Raw genomic sequence first — 18,090 nt, forward strand, 5'->3', positions numbered from 1 at the left:
TGAAAGAGATATGTTATCAGAAAGAAGTCTTCAGATATTAGAAAAATTAATTGACAATAACCGTACACCTATTACGTCAAAGACTCTGGCACTGTATCTTGGCGTATCAGAAAGAAGTGTAAAAACCTATATTAAGGAGGTCTCGGATTTTTGTAAGGAGCAGGGAATGACCTTGGAAAGAAAGCCGGGAATAGGTTTTGTGGCAGACTTTTCTGAAAACCAGATTGAGCAGGTTAGTGCCATGAAACGTGACAAAAAAATGGTAATGTCCAAAAAACAGAGAATGGGTTATATAATGTACATTCTTTTAAGCGGATGGGACACTTATACCCTGTCATTGTTTTCAGAGGAATTAAATGTTAGTAAGAAAATGATTGGCGATGACATTAACACCATATCAAAGGAACTTGAAAAATATAATATTCATATTAACAGGGTTGCAGGGCATGGTGTGTTTATTTCCGGTGAGGAATTTTCCATTAGAAAGGCAATGAAAAGTTATTGCAGATATGCCATTGGAAATAATAAAGTAGACAATGTACACGATTACAGGGTTAATTATGAAGAAGAGTATTTGTGGATAAATAACTTTGGAAGGGATAATTATGAGAAGGCCATTGAAGTAATAGGGGCAATAGAGAAGGAATTTGATGTTGCCTATACAGACTATTCCTTTAGAATGTTGGCAGAATATCTTAGCATCCAGTTATTTAGAATCAGAATGGGAAATGTTATAGAGAAGGATATTGTCAAAGAAGAAGGAAAATTAAGCAATCCTGAAATTGTTGGAAAAGTGTGTCAGATGTATGAGCAGCTGGGAAAAGTGCAGATTAATGAATATGAGAAGCAGTATATAGACATACTATTTGCAGCGGCAGCAGTGCAGCTTAAGAAAAATCGTACACAACTGGTAAATAATAGCAGATTTGACAGCAAAAATCAGGAAATATGCGCTGAAATTTTAAAATATCTTTCTGAAATTTTAAATGCGGATTTAGAGGGAAATGAACTTTTAAGAACCAGCTTAGAAGCGTTTATTCCACCGTCATTTATTAGAACACAGTATGGTTTTGAGGTTAGCAATCCTTTCTTAGGAGATATAAGGGAAATGTATTCGGGAATTTTTGCCACATGCTTTACATTGGGAAAATTCTACGAAGAATATACAGGAGAGATACCTACAGACCATGAAATCTCTTTTATCGCACTGTTTTTAGGAGGTGCACTTCACAGAAATGTGAAAAACGTCAAAGCGGTGTTAATTGGTACCAGCGGAATTGCCGCAGCTAATATTGTGGCAAGAAAAATAGAAAACAAAATTGATGATGTAAAGATAGTTGCCATATTATCCTCCCAAAAAATAGAGAATATAGAGGACTATGATTCTGATATTATCCTGTCGTTACTGCCAAACTTTGAATATGAGGACAAGGTAGTACATATATCGCCTATTGTCAGCAGGGATGATGAACAGAAAATTAAGGATGCATGCTTTGAGGCATTGTCAAATCCACGGTTTGGAAGCGAAAAGTTTGATGAAATAGTTGATAAGGACCATATACTGATTGTCAGGGAAAAAGTGGAGCGTGAGGCCATTCTTAAAGAGGTTTGCAAGCGTCTTTGCGAAGGTGGATATGTAAAAAAAGAATTTTACGATGATGTAATAACAAGAGAAAAAATAGAATCAACAGCTATTGGAAATGAAGTTGCCATTCCTCATGGAATGCCGGAAAATGTTATAAAACCAAAAGTTTTTGTGGTTAAACTTGAGTATCCGGTAAACTGGGGAGGAAAAATGGTTAGCACAATATTCCTTTTAGCCCTTAACTTTAACAACATTGAAACTACTAAGTCATTTTTCATGGCATTTACCAGATTGGTAGGTTCAGAAACCAGAATAGGAAAAATACGTAAATGTCAGACTCCGGAGGAGATAGGGGACATATTCAAAAGAGAATTGCATTATAAACAATAAAAATTAATAAAAAATAATGAAAAGCTTTTGATTTTTCAAAACGTTTCAATGCAAGAAAAATACTAAGCTTGAGAATAATTGCACTAACTTTAGTGCAATTTTCTTTTTTTGCGAGAATTGAAAAAAAGTAATAAAGCCCTTAGAATGAAATTACACAATGGTGGTAATAATTTTAAGAAAAGGAGGACAAAGGTTTGGCTAAAGAACTAATGAGCAAAGAGATTGTTATGTTTGACGTTAAGGCAGAGAATGCAGAAGGGATTATCAGATTAATAGCTGATGCGATGGACAAGGACGACAGACTTATTGACAAAGAAGGTTATGTAGCAGATGTTATGGCAAGAGAGGCAAGTTCAAGTACGGCAGTTGGTTTCTCAGTTGCTACACCACATTCAAAGTCAGTACATGTTAAGGAACCATCACTTGCTTTTGTACGTCTTGCGCATCCTGTTAAATGGGATGATACGGAAAGCGTTGACATGATATTCCAAATCGGTGTTCCTTCACCGGGACAGGGTGACAGACACTTAGAAATTCTTGCAGGATTGTTCAGAAAGGTTATGCATGAAGACTTTAGAGAACAATTAAAGAATGCAAAAAATGCCGATGAAGTTATTGAACTTATTGGCACAGTTTAAATCCTGAGGTCAGGATAAAATACGTTTTGAAAAGGAGAAAAGTTATGAAAGAATTGGTAGATATCTTAAAAAACACCAAACAGCACCTTATGAATGGTGTGTCATATATGATTCCGGTTGTTGTTGGTGGTGGTATCTTAATGGCCATCGCAGTATTATTAACAGGTGAAGGAGCAGCTCCGGGATGGGGTTCAGGTCTTCCTTATTGGTTATGGACAATCGGAGCTGATGCTCTTGGATTAATGTGTCCTGTATTTGCAGCATATATTGCTTACTCAATTGCAGACAGACCCGGAATTGCAGTAGGTATGGCAGGCGGATTTATGGCACTGAATATTCCTACAGGTTTAGGAGCACCTGTTCAGACTTTGGTAGAAATTACTAAGGGTGTTACAGTTCCTGATGGAGCAGTTTTAACAACAATTGACAATGTTCAGTATTATGTAAATTCAACAAGAACAGTACAGACAGCTTCAGCCGGATTTATAGGAGCAGCTATTGCAGGTTTAATTGCAGGTATTGTAGCACATTACTTAAAGAAGATTCCTCTTCCAAAGTCAATGCAGTCACTTAAATCGATTATCATTATCCCTGTAGTTGGTGTGTTAATTGTAGGTGCTATAATGTTCTCATGTGGAGCACCAATTGCATCATTTATGACATGGCTTGAAGGTGTAATGACAGATATGGCACATGGAAATCATGGAAGTCTTGCCCTTGCAGGAATTAGTGCTTTGGCATCACTTATGATAGCATTTGACCTTGGTGGTCCTGTAAACAAAGTTGCTTACTCAATTTTAATGGTAGCATTTGTAGGTACAGGTATTTACACATTCGCAGCTCCTGTTGGTATTGCTATTTGTATTCCTCCAATCGGATGTGGTGTTGCTTCATTAGTTTTAAGAAAGAAGTTCTCACCGGAAGAACAGAATGCAGGCATCGGTGCTATAGCGATGGGTTGCTGTGGTATTACAGAAGGAGCTATTTCATATACAGCTGCTGATCCGACAAGAATGATTCCTATTAACATGATTGCATCAGCAATTGCAGGTGGTCTTGCAGGATTCCTTGGAGTTGGTGCTAAGATGTCAGCTTGCTGGGGTGGTTTAATTGTAGCTCCTGTTATTCAGGGTGAAAGCTTTATTTCAGGTTGGCCACTTTACTTAATCTGTATTTTAGTTGGTGTAGCAATTTACGTTGGTTTGTGTGCATTATTAAAGAAAGATTATGTTGCACCTGAACCGGAGGATTTAGGAGATGTTGATATCTCATTTGAATAAATCATATAAGAAATATAATTTGTATAATAAACTGATAAGTCGGATTTAAGTCAGGAAAATATAACTTGTATAAAATAAACTGATAAGTCGAATTTAAATTAACAAGAAAGAGAGTGAATGATATGAAATTTTTAGCAGTTACAGCATGCCCTTCAGGGGTTGCACATACTTATATGTCAGCAGAGGCTATTCAGCAGGCTTGCAAAAAAGCAGGAATTGAGTGTAAGGTTGAAACACAGGGTTCTATAGGTATTGAAAATGCTATTACAGCAGAAGATATTGCTACAGCAGATGCAGTAATATTAACAACAGATATGCCTATTAAGAATGCAGGTCGTTTTGATAACTTAAAGAAAGTTAAAATCACTACAGGTCAGGCAATTAAGCAGGCAGATGCCATCGTAGCTAAGATGGTTGGAATGCTTAAATAATAGCAGATAGCTGTTTAAGCCAAACTCAAGTTAAAATTATTAAGCCAAATTTATCCGGGTGGGTGGAGCGTATGCCTGCCCGGATATATAAAATTAAGAGAGAATCGTAGAGTAAAACATTAAATTAGAAAACTGTTGCGAAAGCAATTTAAATAAAGTATCGAATAAGAAGGAGAACGAAAATATGATAAGCAAGACATTAACAGTAAACAATCCGGAGGGATTACACATGAGACCGGCAGGAGTTATCGCAAAGGAAATGGGTAAATTCGCATGCGACATAACAATTGTATTTGGTGAAAAGAGAATAAACGCAAAGAGTCTTATAAACATCATTTCAGCATGTATCAAAACAGGTGCAGAAGTAACATTTGAGTGTGATGGTGAGGACGAAGAAGCAGCAATGGCAAAGATTGTTGAACTTGAAAGTCAGAATTTTGGTGAATAATAATAAGAGGTAAGATTATGTACAAAGGTATTGCAGGTTCCGAAGGTATCGGAATAGGAAAAGTTGTTATAATTGAAGACCACGACATTACTATTGAAACAAAGCATGTTCCGGAAACAGACTCAGAGATTGCCAGATTACAGGAGGCAATTGAAAAGTTTGTGGAAATTACAAATAAGATGGCTGATAAAATGGATGAAACTGTTGGTAAAAAGGACGCAGACATTTTAAGAGGTCATATACAAATGCTTCAGGATCCAATGATTGAGGAACAGATTTCCTCACTTATTATAGCTGAAAAGATTACTGCTGAAATGGCAGTTGATCAGGTGTTAGAGCAGACAGCAGAAATGTTTTCACAGATACCTGATGAATTATTACAGCAGAGAGCTACAGACTTTAGAGACATTAAAGCAAGAATGATTAAGTTACTTATGGGAATTGAAGATGTTGATATTTCCCAGGTACCGGCAGGAACTGTTTTAGTGGCAAAAGATTTGACTCCATCTATGACAGCAGGAATTAAGCCTGAAAATATTGAAGGTATTCTTACAGAGATGGGTGGAAAAACATCTCATTCAGCTATATTGGCAAGAGCAATGGAAATTCCGGCGGTTTTAAGTATTGAAGGAATATGTGATATTGTAAAGAATGGTGACACTGTTGTTCTAGACGGAACAAGTGGTGAGGCATTAGTTAATCCGGAAGAGGATGTTGTTAAGGAATTTGAAGATAAACGTGAACAGTTTGCAAAGGATAAGGCTCTTCTTAAGGCATATGCCGGAAAGCCGTCTGTTACAAAAGATGGAACAAAGGTAGAATTAGTATGCAATATTGGAAAGCCGGAAGATGCAAAGAAAGCTGTTGAATGTGACGGAGAAGGTATCGGATTATTCAGAACTGAATTTTTGTTTATGGACAGAGACAGCATTCCTACGGAAGATGAACAGTTTGAAGCATATAAAGCGGTTGCCGAAACAATGAAAGGTAAGCCGGTAATTATAAGAACCCTTGATATAGGAGGCGACAAAGATGTACCGTATCTTGGACTTGAAAAGGAAGAAAATCCTTTTTTAGGATTTAGAGCAATAAGGTTTTGCCTTCAGAGACAAGATATTTACAAAACACAGTTAAAAGCACTTGTAAAAGCCAGTGCATATGGTAAAATAAAGATAATGGTTCCATTGGTTACAGGAGTAGATGAGCTTCGTCAGGTTAAGACTATGGTAGCTGACATTATGAAAGAGTTTGACGAAAAAGACGTTCCGTATAACAAAAACATAGAAATTGGTGTTATGATGGAAACACCGGCAGCATGTATGATGGCAGATGCGTTGGCAAAGGAAGCTGCATTCTTTAGTATAGGTACAAATGATTTAACAGGATATACTATGGCAGTTGACAGAGGTAATGCAAAGGTAGCATACCTGTATTCCACATATAACCCTGCGGTTCTCCGTGCTATTAAGAGAATAATTGAGTGCGGAAGAAAAGAAGGAATCATGGTTGGTATGTGTGGTGAAGCAGCAGCTGATCCAAAGTTAATACCATTACTTTTGGCTTTTGGTCTGGATGAATTCAGTGTAAGTGCCACAAGTGTTTTGAAAACAAGAAAGATTATTTCTGATTGCGATGTTGGGGCATGTAAGGAATTAGCCGAAAAGGTTATGCAGTGCATTACTGAGGAGGAAGTCTTAAAGTTATTATAATTTAATTTGCGAAATGCAAATAGTATTACAATATTTAATGGATTGGAGCCCAAAATGAATATCAAACTTATAGCCACTGACGTAGATGGTACTCTCGTTGCAGATGACCACTTAACAATCCCCCCAATTAATATTAATGCGTTTAGAAAGGCTAAAGAAAACGGTGCATTAATAGCCGTAAGCACCGGAAGACCATATTCATTAACAAAAAGGGAATGCGATTTGTTAGGTTGCGTAGACTATTTGATACTATCAAACGGAGCAGCTGTGGTGGACATGCACAGCGCAAAGGTTCTCTGCAGCTGCTACCTTCCTTTTAAATCCCTAGAGAGAATATTAAGTGTTTTTGAAAAATATCCGTTGGTATATGAGATTTATGCAGATGGTGCAGGTTACATTACGGATTATACATATGAACATTATTTTGAAGCTAAAGGTCTTCCTGAAGTCTTTTTAACTGAATACAGAAAAATAATGGAGAGATGCGACAGCCCGTGGGATATTATAAGGACTAAAAATGTTGAAAAGTTTAATGTTTCACATATTCCTGATGAATGTATTGAACCTTTGATGAAGGATTTAAGTGAAATTTCTGATTTGGTTTATTCGGCAGGATATAAAGGAAATATGGAGATAACTGCTGTGGGAGCTGACAAGGGGAATGGACTTAAATGGTTAGCAGATTTTCTTGGAATAAATAGTGAAAATATTATGGCATTTGGTGATTCAGGAAATGATGCCACAATGCTTGAGTATGCCGGATGTTCTTATGCATTAAAGACAGGAAATGATTTGGCAAAGGAAAAAGCAAAGTTTATTACGACAGAAGGCAACGCAGACGGCGGCGTTGGAATTACCATAGAAGAATGGTTAAAAAACGGCAAAATATAAGAAGACTTATTTGACATAAATTAAATAATGGTACACAATAGTAGGTATAAATTTTACTAAGGAGGATTTATGCTGGCAAGAGAAAGACAAAATAAAATCGTCGAAATTGTAAATAGAGAAGGTTCCGTATTAGTTAAGGAATTAAGCGAGTTATTTAAAGTTACAGAAGACAGTATTCGAAAAGATTTATCTGCGTTAGAGAAAAAAGGGCTGTTAAAAAAGACTTATGGCGGTGCCATTAAGAATCGTGTGAATACCCATGAAATATATGTTTCCCAGCGAAAGGGAAAGAATGTAAAAGAAAAGCAGCTTATAGCGCAAAAGGCGTTTGAACTGATAGAAGAAGGGGATATGATTTTTCTTGATATTTCTACCAGTAATATAGAACTGATTAAATTAATTATTGAAGCCAATCTGAAGATAACCGTTGTAAGTAATATGATAGATGTTATGCTTTCTTTTGTGCAACCTTCAGATACAAATTTTGTGTTTGTTGGTGGAAAGATGAACAGGGGAAGAGACGGTTTCATTGGTTCATATACAAACAAACAGATTCAGGAATTTAATTTTGATAAGGCTTTTATGGGTGCAGTAGGTGTAGACACTGACAGGGACAAAGTTTATACATATGCTACAGATGACGCATTAACTAAAAAGATGATAATGGATGTCAGCAACAAGTCCTACGTTATGTTGGAAACGAGAAAGCTTGCCCGTGAAGGTAATTATAAATATGCAAATATTAGTGATTTCGCAGGAATTGTAATGGATAGCAAACCGGAGGAAAAAGCACTGAAGGACTTGCAACAGTACAACGTGGAATTGTTCTATTAAAATAGATTAGATAAACAAAAATATTGTTTTTAATAAGTATGTCATAATTTATCTTTCAAAAGGGGCATCCCGGGTGTAATTCAAGAAGTTAGAATGTTGGATTACATTTCGGGGTGCCCCTGATTTTATGTGGTGGTAAAATTTATAAAAATAAATTAAAAGAAATAAAAAAATTATTATAAAGTATTGACATATTTTGTAAATGATGATATTCTCTTTACGCTCAAGTGAAATTCTAGTTAAGGAGAGTATGGTTATATTAATGAAGCCTTACCAATAACAATTTGTTTAGTGGCATATGAAATTGTACTTCAGATCATTATGTTTTCCATTTGTTTTTATACTAGAGAATCACAAAAGAGGACGTAAAATTACGAAACATATCACTTGAAAAATATTTTTGTTTGCATAACTATAGTTTTACCGGAAAAACATAGGGGAGGAAAATCAATGATTGTAGGTATATGTGATGATGAAGAGCAGATGAGAGATAAAATTGAAAAACTGTGCAGAAAAAATTACAACATACAAAATGTACATTATGAACAATTTGCAGATGGAGAGGAAGTCGAAAATACCAATGTTAATATTAATGTTTTAATATTAGACATTAAAATGCCAAAGGTTGGCGGTATTGAAGTTAAAAATATATTTGAAGAACAGAAAAAGGATACTTTGATAATTTTTGTTACTAATCACGGAGAACTGATACACGAAGCTTTTGGAAAGAATGTAGTAGGTTTTATAGAGAAAAGTGATTTGGAAAAAGAGCTTGGTCAATATCTGAACAAAGCAATGGGTATGGTGAAAAAGAATGTTGATATCGACGGCCGAAATTGTAAAGATATTTTATATATTAAGGCAGAGGATGTGTACTGTAGAGTTTTTATGAAAGATAATACCAGCTTTTTAAAAAGAGTGAGTCTTACGAAGATGGAAGAGAAATTGAGGGGAAGTGACTTAGTGAAAGTGCACAAGTCATATATAGCTAATCTTGCGTATGTTTCCAATATTAAAGAAAACGAATTAATAATTGATAATGCGAAAATACCTGTCAGTACAAGAATGCGTACAAAGGTATTTAATGAACTAAAAAAATACGAATATAAAAATTTACATATAATAAATTAGGTAGTGAATAGCGTTTACAACAAAAAGGTTGCGTTTACAACAAAAGGATTGAAAGTTAATAAAAGAAGGAATATGTTGATATTGACAAACAATATAGAGAAAGGTTGGATGAACTATGAAGAAAAAAATTATTGCAATAGCTGTAGTTATGGTTTTAGCCGTTGGAATAAGTATTCCACTTATAAGTAATGCAACTCAGGTAACTGATAAAAATGAAAAGTGGGGTCAATCACTCAAAAAAACTTATGACGAAAAGAAAGTAGCAGATGAACAGAAATATAAAACTTCATTAGTGGGAAACTACTCGGCAAATAAGGTAGAAGGTGATGAAGTTAGTCAGGTTGGAAAGGATATATTAATTACTGATTCGGAACTCAATCAGATGTCAGACTTTTATGTATTACAGGGAAAGAGCCGACAGGAGGCTGACAAAACAGCAAAAGAGTATGCTCAGGAATATAATGCACTGTATGTAGAAGCTGTAAAGAATGGCTTTGATGCTACAGATGAGGAGGTAAAAACATATGTTGATAGTCTAAAAGAGGAACTTAACAAACCGGAGAATAAGGAACAGCTTAATTCAGTGTTAAAAGGTTTTGGTTCAGAAGATGAATATTGGGATTATGAATATATGGTTTATCAGAAACAACTGCCTATTCAGAAATATGTTAAGAGCCTTGAAAATGATTATAATAATGCACATCAGGACGAATTTACAGAAGAACAATTGGCACAGAATTGGAATACCAAGCTGGATTCTATCAAGAAAAAGTTAGTAAAAGAGCAGCAATTTAAAGATGTTCAGAAACCTGTAGATATAGGACAAAGCTTTCAGGAGTAGTATGTGGAAGTTTGAAGAATAGCATGTGGAATAGTATATAAAAGGAATATTTAAATAAAGAAGTCTGATTGGGAAAAAATCCAGTCAGGCTTTTTTTGACATCAAAATACCCTAATATTATGTAATGCCTTATATCTAAGGTAGTTTCTTAGCTCAAATCGGTGCGAGCACATGTGGAATTACCAAGGCATCGTTAATTTTCTTTATTTTTATGGTAATCGTGTTGGTTACACAGTAATGTGAGGAAGTGTTTGGGTATATTTAACATATGAAACGACTTATTTTACAAGAATTATCCATTATAATTTTAAATTTCATGTATTCATATCCGCCGGAGTTATTTCATAACTTATGGACTAATTCCCACCACAATATGATAACTTAAAAGCTTATTTTAGCCCTCAAAATCACCATTACATATTGAAAACAATAAGGAACAATAAAAAGTAATAAAAAATAATAAAAAAATCGTTGACTTTACATATATCCCGTTATAAAATGAAACCATAGAAATGAAGGAGGTGGATATGTTGAGTTGTTTAGTTAAAACAGACAGAATTGAAACATTAAAGAATAGAATGCTCTCGGTTCCAAGATATGCATCTATTGAACAGGCAAAGATTATTACAGACACATATAAAGCACATGAAGGTGAGCCACGTATTATGCAGAGAGCGTACTCACTCAAGAACTGCTTAGAAAAGATAGGTATTAGCATTGAACCGGAAGAACTGATTGTAGGAAACAGAACAGCCGGTGTGAGATACGGAGTAGTTTTCCCAGAAAGCGGCAGCACATGGGTAGATAAGGAATTTGAAACTCTTCCAACCAGACCACAGGACAAGTTTAATGTTCATGAAGAGGATATTAAATATTTCAGAGAAGTAATATATCCTTATTGGCAGGGAAAATCATTAGAGGATGTGCTTAAGGCACGCTACGGAAAAGAGATTGATGAAATATCAAAGGTAGCAAAAATAAATCAGAAAGATCATGCACAGGGACACATTAATCCTGATTGCGAAGGATGGCTTAAGAAAGGTCCGGCAGGTCTCAAGGCAGAGGCACAGAAACATTTAGATGAAGAAACAGATGAAGAAAAGAAGCTTTTCTATAAGAGTGTTGTAACTGTTATGGACGGAGCTATTAACTTCATTATGAGATATCATTATTTGTTATTAGAGGAAGCTAAGGAAAATCCAAAGTGGGCAGATAACATGAAGACAGTGGCTGAAATCTGTAAAAACATTGCAGAAAGACCGCCGGTTACTTTCCACGAGGCAGCTCAGTCATTGTGGTTCTTATTTGTAATCCTGCAGATGGAATCAAATGCATCATCATTTTCACCAGGAAGAATGGACGTTTATATGTATCCTTATTATAAACATGACAGAGAAAATGGTGTAAGCGACCAGGATATATTGGAAATTATAGAAAGCCTTTGGCTTAAATTTAATGAAATTGTATATATGAGGAACTCAAACAGTGCTAAATTCTTTGCGGGATTCCCTATTGGATTTAACATTGCGGTAGGTGGTCAGGATGAAAATGGAGAGCCATATGAAAATGAACTTTCTTATTTATTCCTGAAATCTCAGGAACATATCGGTTTGCCACAGCCAAATCTTTCAGTAAGACTTTGTGAAAAAACCAGTGACAAATTATTGAAGGCAGCCATAAAAGTTGTTTCCCTTGGAAGTGGTATGCCACAGTTCTTTAATGACAAGGCGGTTATTCCTGCCATGATAAAGGATTTGGATATTGAAGAAAAGGATGCAAGAAACTATGCCATTGTAGGTTGTGTTGAACTTACTACTCAGGGAGATAATCTGGGATGGTCAGATGCAGCAATGTTTAACTTAAATAAGGCATTAGAACTTACTTTAACAGGTGGCAAGTGCCTTATAACAGGCAAGCAGCTGGCACCGGATAGAGGAAATCTAACAACATATGAAACTTTTGAAGATTTGGAAGAAGCCTTCAGACAGAATATAGACTACTTTATGGATAAGATGATAAAGGCATGTGAGCAGGTTGAGCAGGCACACATGGACCTTCTTCCTACACCGTTTTTGTCATCAGTTATTAATAACTGTATGGATAAAGGAATTGACGTTACACGAGGCGGTGCAAAGTACAATTTGTCAGGTATTCAGATGATACAGGTAGCAAATCTGGCAGACAGCCTTGCGGCAATTAAGCAGATGGTGTATGACGAGAAAAAGGTGTCAAAGGAAAGACTTCTTAAGGCACTTGAGAACAATTATGAAGGTGACGAGATTTTAAGAACAATGCTTCTTAACAAGGTTCCTAAATATGGAAACGATGTTGAGTGGGTTGATAATCTTGGAGCAAAATGGGCAAAATATTTCCGTGAAAGAATTGGAAAGTTTACCAATTACAGAGGCGGAAAATATCATACAGGAATGTATACTGTTTCAGCTCATGTACCAATGGGAGAAAATGTGGGAGCCTCTCCTGATGGAAGATATTCCCAGACACCGTTAGCTGATGGCGGTATGTCACCGGTTTACGGACGTGATGAACATGGACCGACAGCGGTTCTTAAGTCAGTGTCAAGGTTAGATAAGAGCTGGACTACTAACGGAGGACTTCTTAATATGAAGTTTCTACCGGAATTTTTCAAAACTGAAAATGGAATCGACAAATTCGCTAAGATGTTAAGAACTTTTGTGGATTTGGAGATACCTCATATACAGTTTAATGTTGTAAGAAAAGAAGATTTGTTGGCGGCTAAGAAGAATCCGGAACAGTATAGAAATCTTACAGTCCGTGTTGCAGGATATACTGCATACTTTGTGGAACTGGCGGGAGAACTTCAGGATGAAATTATTGCCAGAACAAGTTATGACGATATTTAAATTTAAGAAAGTGATGATGTGAATTTGAAAGGTTACGTTTTCGATTTTAAGAGATTTTCTACCCATGACGGACATGGCATCAGGACAACGGTTTTTCTTAAGGGATGTACCTTAAACTGTGTCTGGTGTCAGAATCCTGAGGGGATTTCAATTAAACAAAGACCTCTGTATTTCCCAAATAAATGCATACATTGTAATACATGTGTGCATTTGGCGGAAAACGGTGGCGTAACGGAAGTTGACGGAAAGATAAAGCTGGATGTTTCCAAGGTGGAGAACTGGCATAATATAATTGATAGTTGTCCGGCAGTGGCACTAACCATGGATTCCAGGGAAATGACATCTCAGGAGGTAGTGGAGGAAGCCTGTAAGGATGCACCGTTTTTTAAATACGGTGGCGGGGTTACCCTGTCCGGTGGTGAGCCTTTGTTTCAACATGAATTTGCTATTGAAATTTTAAAAGGTTTAAAAGAAAAAAACATAACTACCACCATTGAGACGGCATCTCATATTCCTATGCCTATATATAAGGAAGCCATGAAGTATATTGACTATGTATACGCAGACCTAAAAATAATGGATAGCAACCTTCATAAAAAGTATACGGGCGTAGATAACACTAGGATAGTGCAAAATTTGAAGTGGCTGCTTATGTCAGAAAAGAAAGAAAATGTTATAATAAGAACACCACTAATACCTGGTATGACTGCGACTGAAGAAAATATTGCAGGAATTGCAAAGTTTATAAGCGGTTTGTACCCGGAAGTCAAATACGAGATTTTAAATTACAATCCATTGGCACAGGCAAAGTATGACATGGTGGATAAGGAATTTTGTTTTAAAAACAATCCGCCGTTATACAGCGATGACCAGATGAGGGCATTTGGAAAAATTGCCACAGACAATGGCGTGAAGAACCTTATATTGGAAATATAAGTAATTAGAAGTATAAGTAAATAATTAACGGCGGTTAATTAAATATAGAAAGAGAGAATTTTGGAGGTAAAAAAGATGAAGTTAATTATTGATGACGCAAACATTGAGAAGGTAAAAAAAGTTTGGGAATTATATCCTTGTGATGGTGTTACAACTAATCCGTCTATTTTGGCTAAAAGTGGAAGAAATCCATATGAGGTTCTCTCAGAACTGAGGGAAATCGTTGGAAAAGACGGAGAACTTCATGTTCAGGTAGTTTCAAAAGATGCAGAAGGCATGATTGAAGAAGCTAAAGTAATTAGAGAAAAATTAGGAGAAAATACATTTGTAAAGGTTCCTACAACACCACAGGGACTTAAGGCAATGAAGGCTTTAGCAGCAGAGGGAGTAAACATTACAGCAACAGCTATTTACACACCAATGCAGGCATTTTTAGCAGCAAAAGCCGGTGCAAAATATACAGCACCGTACATTAATAGAATTGATAACTTTGGATATAACGGCGTTCAGGTAGCTATGGATATTCGGGATATTTTTGAAAATAACAATCTTCCATGTGAAGTTCTTGCAGCAAGCTTCAAGAATTCACAGCAGGTACTTGAACTTACTAAATATGGAATAGGGGCATCTACAGTAGCAACAGACGTAATTGAAGGTCTTATTAAAAATGCAGCAATCGACGCAGCAATCGACGCATTTAACAAAGACTTTGAGTCAATTACAGGAGAAGGAAAAACAATGGCAAATTGCTAATTCACAATCTCTTTCTAATAGGCGGGTTTCCGGTAGCGGAGCCCGCCATTTTTAAGGTGATCATAATACCATTCCCACCTAATGATATTTTGTTGACAAAATGCCCATAAAATAATAGAATTATGAGCAGAAGACAAATGCCACGAAAGGAAGAGTAGGTAGCGGATTCGCTTAAAGAGAGCCCGGTAAGGTGGAAGCGGGCAGTGAGAGAAACTACTGAACATGGCCCTGGAGCAGCAATGGTGAAACAGATGGGATATATTCCATTTCTGGAAGTAGCTATTGACGGTTGCACCCGTTACAGCGCAAATGAGATATAAAGATACAACATCTTTATATGAAGTAAAGTGGTACCACGAAGTTTGAACTCTCGTCTTTGCAAAAAAAGATGGGAGTTATTTTTATTTGTGTAAGCATGGTGGCAGTAGTACTTACATTATATTAAATAAAGGTTTCACAAATATGTTAATAATTGCAAAAAATAGCAGATAATAAATATAAGGAGAAAAAAGATGACAAAGAAAACATTTTATTTAACAACAGCAATTGCGTACACATCAGGCAAGCCTCATATTGGAAATACTTATGAGGCAATTTTGGCAGATAGCATTGTACGTTTCAAAAGACAGCAGGGATATGACGTAAGATTCCAGACAGGAACAGATGAGCATGGACAGAAAATTGAGTTAAAAGCAGCAGAAGCCGGAGTTACTCCAAAGGAATTTGTTGACAAAGTTTCAGGAGAAATCAAAACAATTTGGGATCTTGTAGGAACATCATATGACAAATTTATAAGAACAACAGATGAATATCACGAGAAACAGGTTCAGAAGATTTTTAAGAAGCTTTATGACCAGGGTGATATTTACAAAGGATATTATGAGGGAATGTACTGCACACCTTGTGAGTCATTTTTCACGGAATCACAGTTAGTAGACGGCAAATGTCCTGACTGTGGAAGGGAGTGTACACCGGCGAAGGAAGAGGCATACTTCTTTAGAATGAGCAAGTACGCAGACAGACTTATTGAACATATTAATACACATCCTGAATTTATACAGCCGGAATCCAGAAAGAATGAAATGATGAACAACTTCCTTCTTCCGGGGTTGCAGGATTTGTGTGTATCCAGAACTTCATTTAAGTGGGGGGTACCTGTTGACTTTGATCCAAAGCACGTTATCTATGTTTGGATAGATGCTTTATCAAACTACATTACAGGACTTGGATACGACGTAGACGGAAACAATGATGAGTTATATAACAAATACTGGCCGGCAGATTTACATCTTATTGGCAAGGATATTCTCCGTTTCCATACAATTTACTGGCCGATAATGCTTATGGCTCTTGACGTTCCTCTTCCAAAGCAGATTTTCGGACATCCTTGGTTATTACAGGGAGACGGAAAAATGAGTAAGTCAAAGGGAAATGTTATTTACGCTGATGATTTGGCTAACTTATTTGGAGTTGATGCGGTAAGATATTTTGTTCTTCACGAAATGCCTTTTGACAACGATGGAACAATAACATGGGAGCTTATGGTTGAGAGAATGAACTCTGACCTGGCAAATACATTGGGAAATCTTGTAAACAGAACAATTTCCATGTCAAATAAGTATTTTAATGGAGCTGTTGAAAATAAAGGGGTTAGCGATGATGTAGACGCAGACTTTAAGGAAACTGTTCTTGCAGCACCTAAAAAGGCAGCTGAAAAAATGGATAAACTTAGAGTTGCAGATGCAATTACTGAAATTTTTGCATTATTTAAGAGATGTAATAAATATATTGATGAAACAATGCCTTGGGCACTGGCAAAGGAAGAAGACAAGAAGGACAGACTTGCAACAGTGCTTTACAATTTAATTGAAGGTATTAATATTGGCGCAAGCCTTTTAGAGCCATTTATGCCTGAAACATCAAAGAAAATTCTTCAGCAGATTAACGCAGAAGCAAGAGCTTTTGACGATATGGAAGAATTTGGCAAATACAAATCAGGTAATAAGGTTACTGAAAAGCCGGAAATTTTATTTGCCAGAATGGACATAAAGGACGTTATGGAAAAAGTTGAAGAAATTAAGGCAGCCCAGAAAAAAGATACTGAAGGAGAAAAATATCCGGAAGTAGAGGCTAAACCTGAGATTACAATTGATGATTTTGACAAGGTTCAGATTCAGGTAGGTGAGGTAATTAAGTGTGAGCCGGTTCCAAAGGCTAAAAAGCTTCTTGTTTCACAGATTAAGATTGGAGCAGAAACCCGCCAGATAGTATCCGGAATAGCTAAATATTATAAGCCTGAAGAGATGGTAGGAAAGAAGGTTGCCGTTATTACAAACTTAAAGCCTTGTAAGCTCTGTGGTGTTGAGTCTCAGGGAATGATACTTGCAGCCGGGGATGATGAGGGAAATCTTTCAGTAGTAACTGTAGATAAAGATATAGTAAGTGGAAGTGAAATCTGCTAAAATACAAAGAGAAACTTTATAAGTTATGTAAAATCCCATTCCTTAGGGAGTGGGATTGTGCATTTTACCGTCAGCATTTATGAAGGAAAAGTTGGAGGAAATATGATTTTTGATACACATGCTCATTATGATGATGAGGCATTTGATGATGATCGTGAACAGATTTTAGAACGTATGAGAAACAGAGGGGTTGAATACATAGTAAATGTGGGAGCATCCATTCATTCATGTAAGACTACCATAGGACTTACAAGAAGGTTTCCTTATGTATATGGAGCCCTTGGAGTGCATCCGGATGATGTGGCTGATTTAACTGAAGAAGATTATGAATGGTTAGAGCGCAGTGTTTACAAGCCAAAGATTGTTGCCGTAGGGGAAATCGGATTGGATTATCATTGGAATGAAAACAAAGACCAGCAAATAAAAGCTTTTGAGCGTCAGATGCAAATAGCGAGAGAGGCACAGCTTCCTATTATTATTCACAGCCGTGACGCTGCTAAGGATACATATGATGTCATGAAGGCTAACAGGGCTGACGAAATGGGTGGAATTGTTCACTGCTTCTCATACACGAAGGAAATGGCGAAACAGTTTATGGACATGGGCTTTTATTTGGGAATTGGCGGAGTTGTTACTTTTTCCAATGCAAGAAAGCTTCAGGAAGTGGTAGAATACATGCCAATGGATAAGATGGTTATTGAAACAGATTGCCCATATATGTCACCTGTTCCTAACAGAGGAAAGCGAAATGATTCATTTAATCTGCCTTATGTTGTAAATAAAATAGCTGAAATTAAGGGCATCAGTCCTACTGAGGTTATTGACATAACATGTGAAAATGCAAAAAATGTATATGGTATAGGAAGAAAGAGGATATAA

Annotated in this window: 15 protein-coding genes and 1 other annotated feature; all 15 genes read left to right on the plus strand. The window is 36.4% G+C overall.

The features are described 5' to 3' along the window. Positions 1-10 precede the first annotated feature (10 nt). The 15 genes from Q5O73_RS00250 (at position 11) to Q5O73_RS00320 (ending at position 18,090) form a co-directional block, all read left to right on the plus strand. A complete protein-coding gene (locus tag Q5O73_RS00250; protein ID WP_186840329.1) occupies positions 11-1,975 on the plus strand; it encodes a transcription antiterminator in 1,965 nt (654 codons plus the stop codon). Between the two features lie 194 nt (positions 1,976-2,169). Then, positions 2,170-2,613, plus strand: a complete 444-nt coding sequence (locus Q5O73_RS00255; protein WP_021953531.1) for a PTS sugar transporter subunit IIA — start codon at positions 2,170-2,172, stop codon at positions 2,611-2,613. 44 nt (positions 2,614-2,657) lie between these two features. Continuing rightward, positions 2,658-3,893: a PTS fructose transporter subunit IIC gene (locus Q5O73_RS00260; RefSeq protein ID WP_302668778.1), complete on the plus strand. Its 1,236-nt coding sequence runs from the start codon at positions 2,658-2,660 to the stop codon at positions 3,891-3,893. Between the two features lie 122 nt (positions 3,894-4,015). Beyond that, positions 4,016-4,324 (plus strand): PTS fructose transporter subunit IIB, encoded by a 309-nt coding sequence (locus Q5O73_RS00265; protein WP_021953529.1) that lies wholly within the window; start codon positions 4,016-4,018, stop codon positions 4,322-4,324. 184 nt (positions 4,325-4,508) lie between these two features. Next, positions 4,509-4,772, plus strand: a complete 264-nt coding sequence (locus Q5O73_RS00270; RefSeq protein WP_302624413.1) for an HPr family phosphocarrier protein — start codon at positions 4,509-4,511, stop codon at positions 4,770-4,772. A 17-nt stretch (positions 4,773-4,789) separates the two neighbouring features. Continuing rightward, the gene (gene ptsP / locus Q5O73_RS00275; RefSeq protein WP_186840327.1) at positions 4,790-6,481 is read left to right on the plus strand and encodes a phosphoenolpyruvate--protein phosphotransferase; all 1,692 of its coding nucleotides are present in this window, start codon (positions 4,790-4,792) and stop codon (positions 6,479-6,481) included. A 54-nt stretch (positions 6,482-6,535) separates the two neighbouring features. After that, positions 6,536-7,372 carry a Cof-type HAD-IIB family hydrolase gene (locus Q5O73_RS00280; RefSeq protein ID WP_186840326.1) on the plus strand — a complete coding sequence of 279 codons (837 nt, stop codon included), beginning with the start codon at positions 6,536-6,538 and terminating at the stop codon, positions 7,370-7,372. Positions 7,373-7,441: 69 nt separating this feature from the next. Then, on the plus strand, positions 7,442-8,206 hold the full coding sequence (locus Q5O73_RS00285) for a DeoR/GlpR family DNA-binding transcription regulator (RefSeq protein WP_021953525.1): 765 nt from the start codon (positions 7,442-7,444) through the stop codon (positions 8,204-8,206). A gap of 450 nt (positions 8,207-8,656) precedes the next feature. Next, on the plus strand, positions 8,657-9,337 hold the full coding sequence (locus Q5O73_RS00290) for a LytTR family DNA-binding domain-containing protein (protein ID WP_186840324.1): 681 nt from the start codon (positions 8,657-8,659) through the stop codon (positions 9,335-9,337). 115 nt (positions 9,338-9,452) lie between these two features. Continuing rightward, the gene (locus Q5O73_RS00295; protein ID WP_186840323.1) at positions 9,453-10,178 is read left to right on the plus strand and encodes a hypothetical protein; all 726 of its coding nucleotides are present in this window, start codon (positions 9,453-9,455) and stop codon (positions 10,176-10,178) included. 527 nt (positions 10,179-10,705) lie between these two features. Beyond that, on the plus strand, positions 10,706-13,060 hold the full coding sequence (locus Q5O73_RS00300) for a formate C-acetyltransferase/glycerol dehydratase family glycyl radical enzyme (RefSeq protein ID WP_366459594.1): 2,355 nt from the start codon (positions 10,706-10,708) through the stop codon (positions 13,058-13,060). Positions 13,061-13,078: 18 nt separating this feature from the next. Further along, complete coding sequence (locus Q5O73_RS00305) at positions 13,079-13,996, plus strand: glycyl-radical enzyme activating protein (RefSeq protein ID WP_368076723.1); 918 nt, start codon at positions 13,079-13,081, stop codon at positions 13,994-13,996. Between the two features lie 75 nt (positions 13,997-14,071). Continuing rightward, complete coding sequence (locus Q5O73_RS00310; protein WP_302668779.1) at positions 14,072-14,749, plus strand: fructose-6-phosphate aldolase; 678 nt, start codon at positions 14,072-14,074, stop codon at positions 14,747-14,749. A 133-nt stretch (positions 14,750-14,882) separates the two neighbouring features. Beyond that, positions 14,883-15,130, plus strand: a binding site (T-box leader). 131 nt (positions 15,131-15,261) lie between these two features. After that, entirely contained in the window at positions 15,262-17,211 is a 1,950-nt protein-coding gene (gene metG, locus Q5O73_RS00315; protein ID WP_186840321.1) for a methionine--tRNA ligase, read from the plus strand. A gap of 102 nt (positions 17,212-17,313) precedes the next feature. After that, a complete protein-coding gene (locus tag Q5O73_RS00320) occupies positions 17,314-18,090 on the plus strand; it encodes a TatD family hydrolase (RefSeq protein ID WP_021953516.1) in 777 nt (258 codons plus the stop codon).

Source organism: Eubacterium sp. AF15-50 (assembly GCF_934835595.1).
GTDB lineage: Bacteria > Bacillota > Clostridia > Lachnospirales > Lachnospiraceae > Eubacterium_G > Eubacterium_G segne.

Bases quoted from the DNA above. Each gene is read 5' to 3' on its own strand.
- Q5O73_RS00295 (WP_186840323.1), top strand. From the start codon at position 9,453: ATGAAGAAAAAAATTATTGCAATAGCTGTAGTTATGGTTTTAGCCGTT.
- Q5O73_RS00285 (WP_021953525.1), top strand. From the start codon at position 7,442: ATGCTGGCAAGAGAAAGACAAAATAAAATCGTCGAAATTGTAAATAGA.
- Q5O73_RS00270 (WP_302624413.1), top strand. From the start codon at position 4,509: ATGATAAGCAAGACATTAACAGTAAACAATCCGGAGGGATTACACATG.
- Q5O73_RS00320 (WP_021953516.1), top strand. From the start codon at position 17,314: ATGATTTTTGATACACATGCTCATTATGATGATGAGGCATTTGATGAT.
- Q5O73_RS00250 (WP_186840329.1), top strand. From the start codon at position 11: ATGTTATCAGAAAGAAGTCTTCAGATATTAGAAAAATTAATTGACAAT.
- metG (WP_186840321.1), top strand. From the start codon at position 15,262: ATGACAAAGAAAACATTTTATTTAACAACAGCAATTGCGTACACATCA.
- Q5O73_RS00310 (WP_302668779.1), top strand. From the start codon at position 14,072: ATGAAGTTAATTATTGATGACGCAAACATTGAGAAGGTAAAAAAAGTT.
- Q5O73_RS00280 (WP_186840326.1), top strand. From the start codon at position 6,536: ATGAATATCAAACTTATAGCCACTGACGTAGATGGTACTCTCGTTGCA.
- Q5O73_RS00260 (WP_302668778.1), top strand. From the start codon at position 2,658: ATGAAAGAATTGGTAGATATCTTAAAAAACACCAAACAGCACCTTATG.
- ptsP (WP_186840327.1), top strand. From the start codon at position 4,790: ATGTACAAAGGTATTGCAGGTTCCGAAGGTATCGGAATAGGAAAAGTT.
- Q5O73_RS00290 (WP_186840324.1), top strand. From the start codon at position 8,657: ATGATTGTAGGTATATGTGATGATGAAGAGCAGATGAGAGATAAAATT.
- Q5O73_RS00265 (WP_021953529.1), top strand. From the start codon at position 4,016: ATGAAATTTTTAGCAGTTACAGCATGCCCTTCAGGGGTTGCACATACT.
- Q5O73_RS00300 (WP_366459594.1), top strand. From the start codon at position 10,706: ATGTTGAGTTGTTTAGTTAAAACAGACAGAATTGAAACATTAAAGAAT.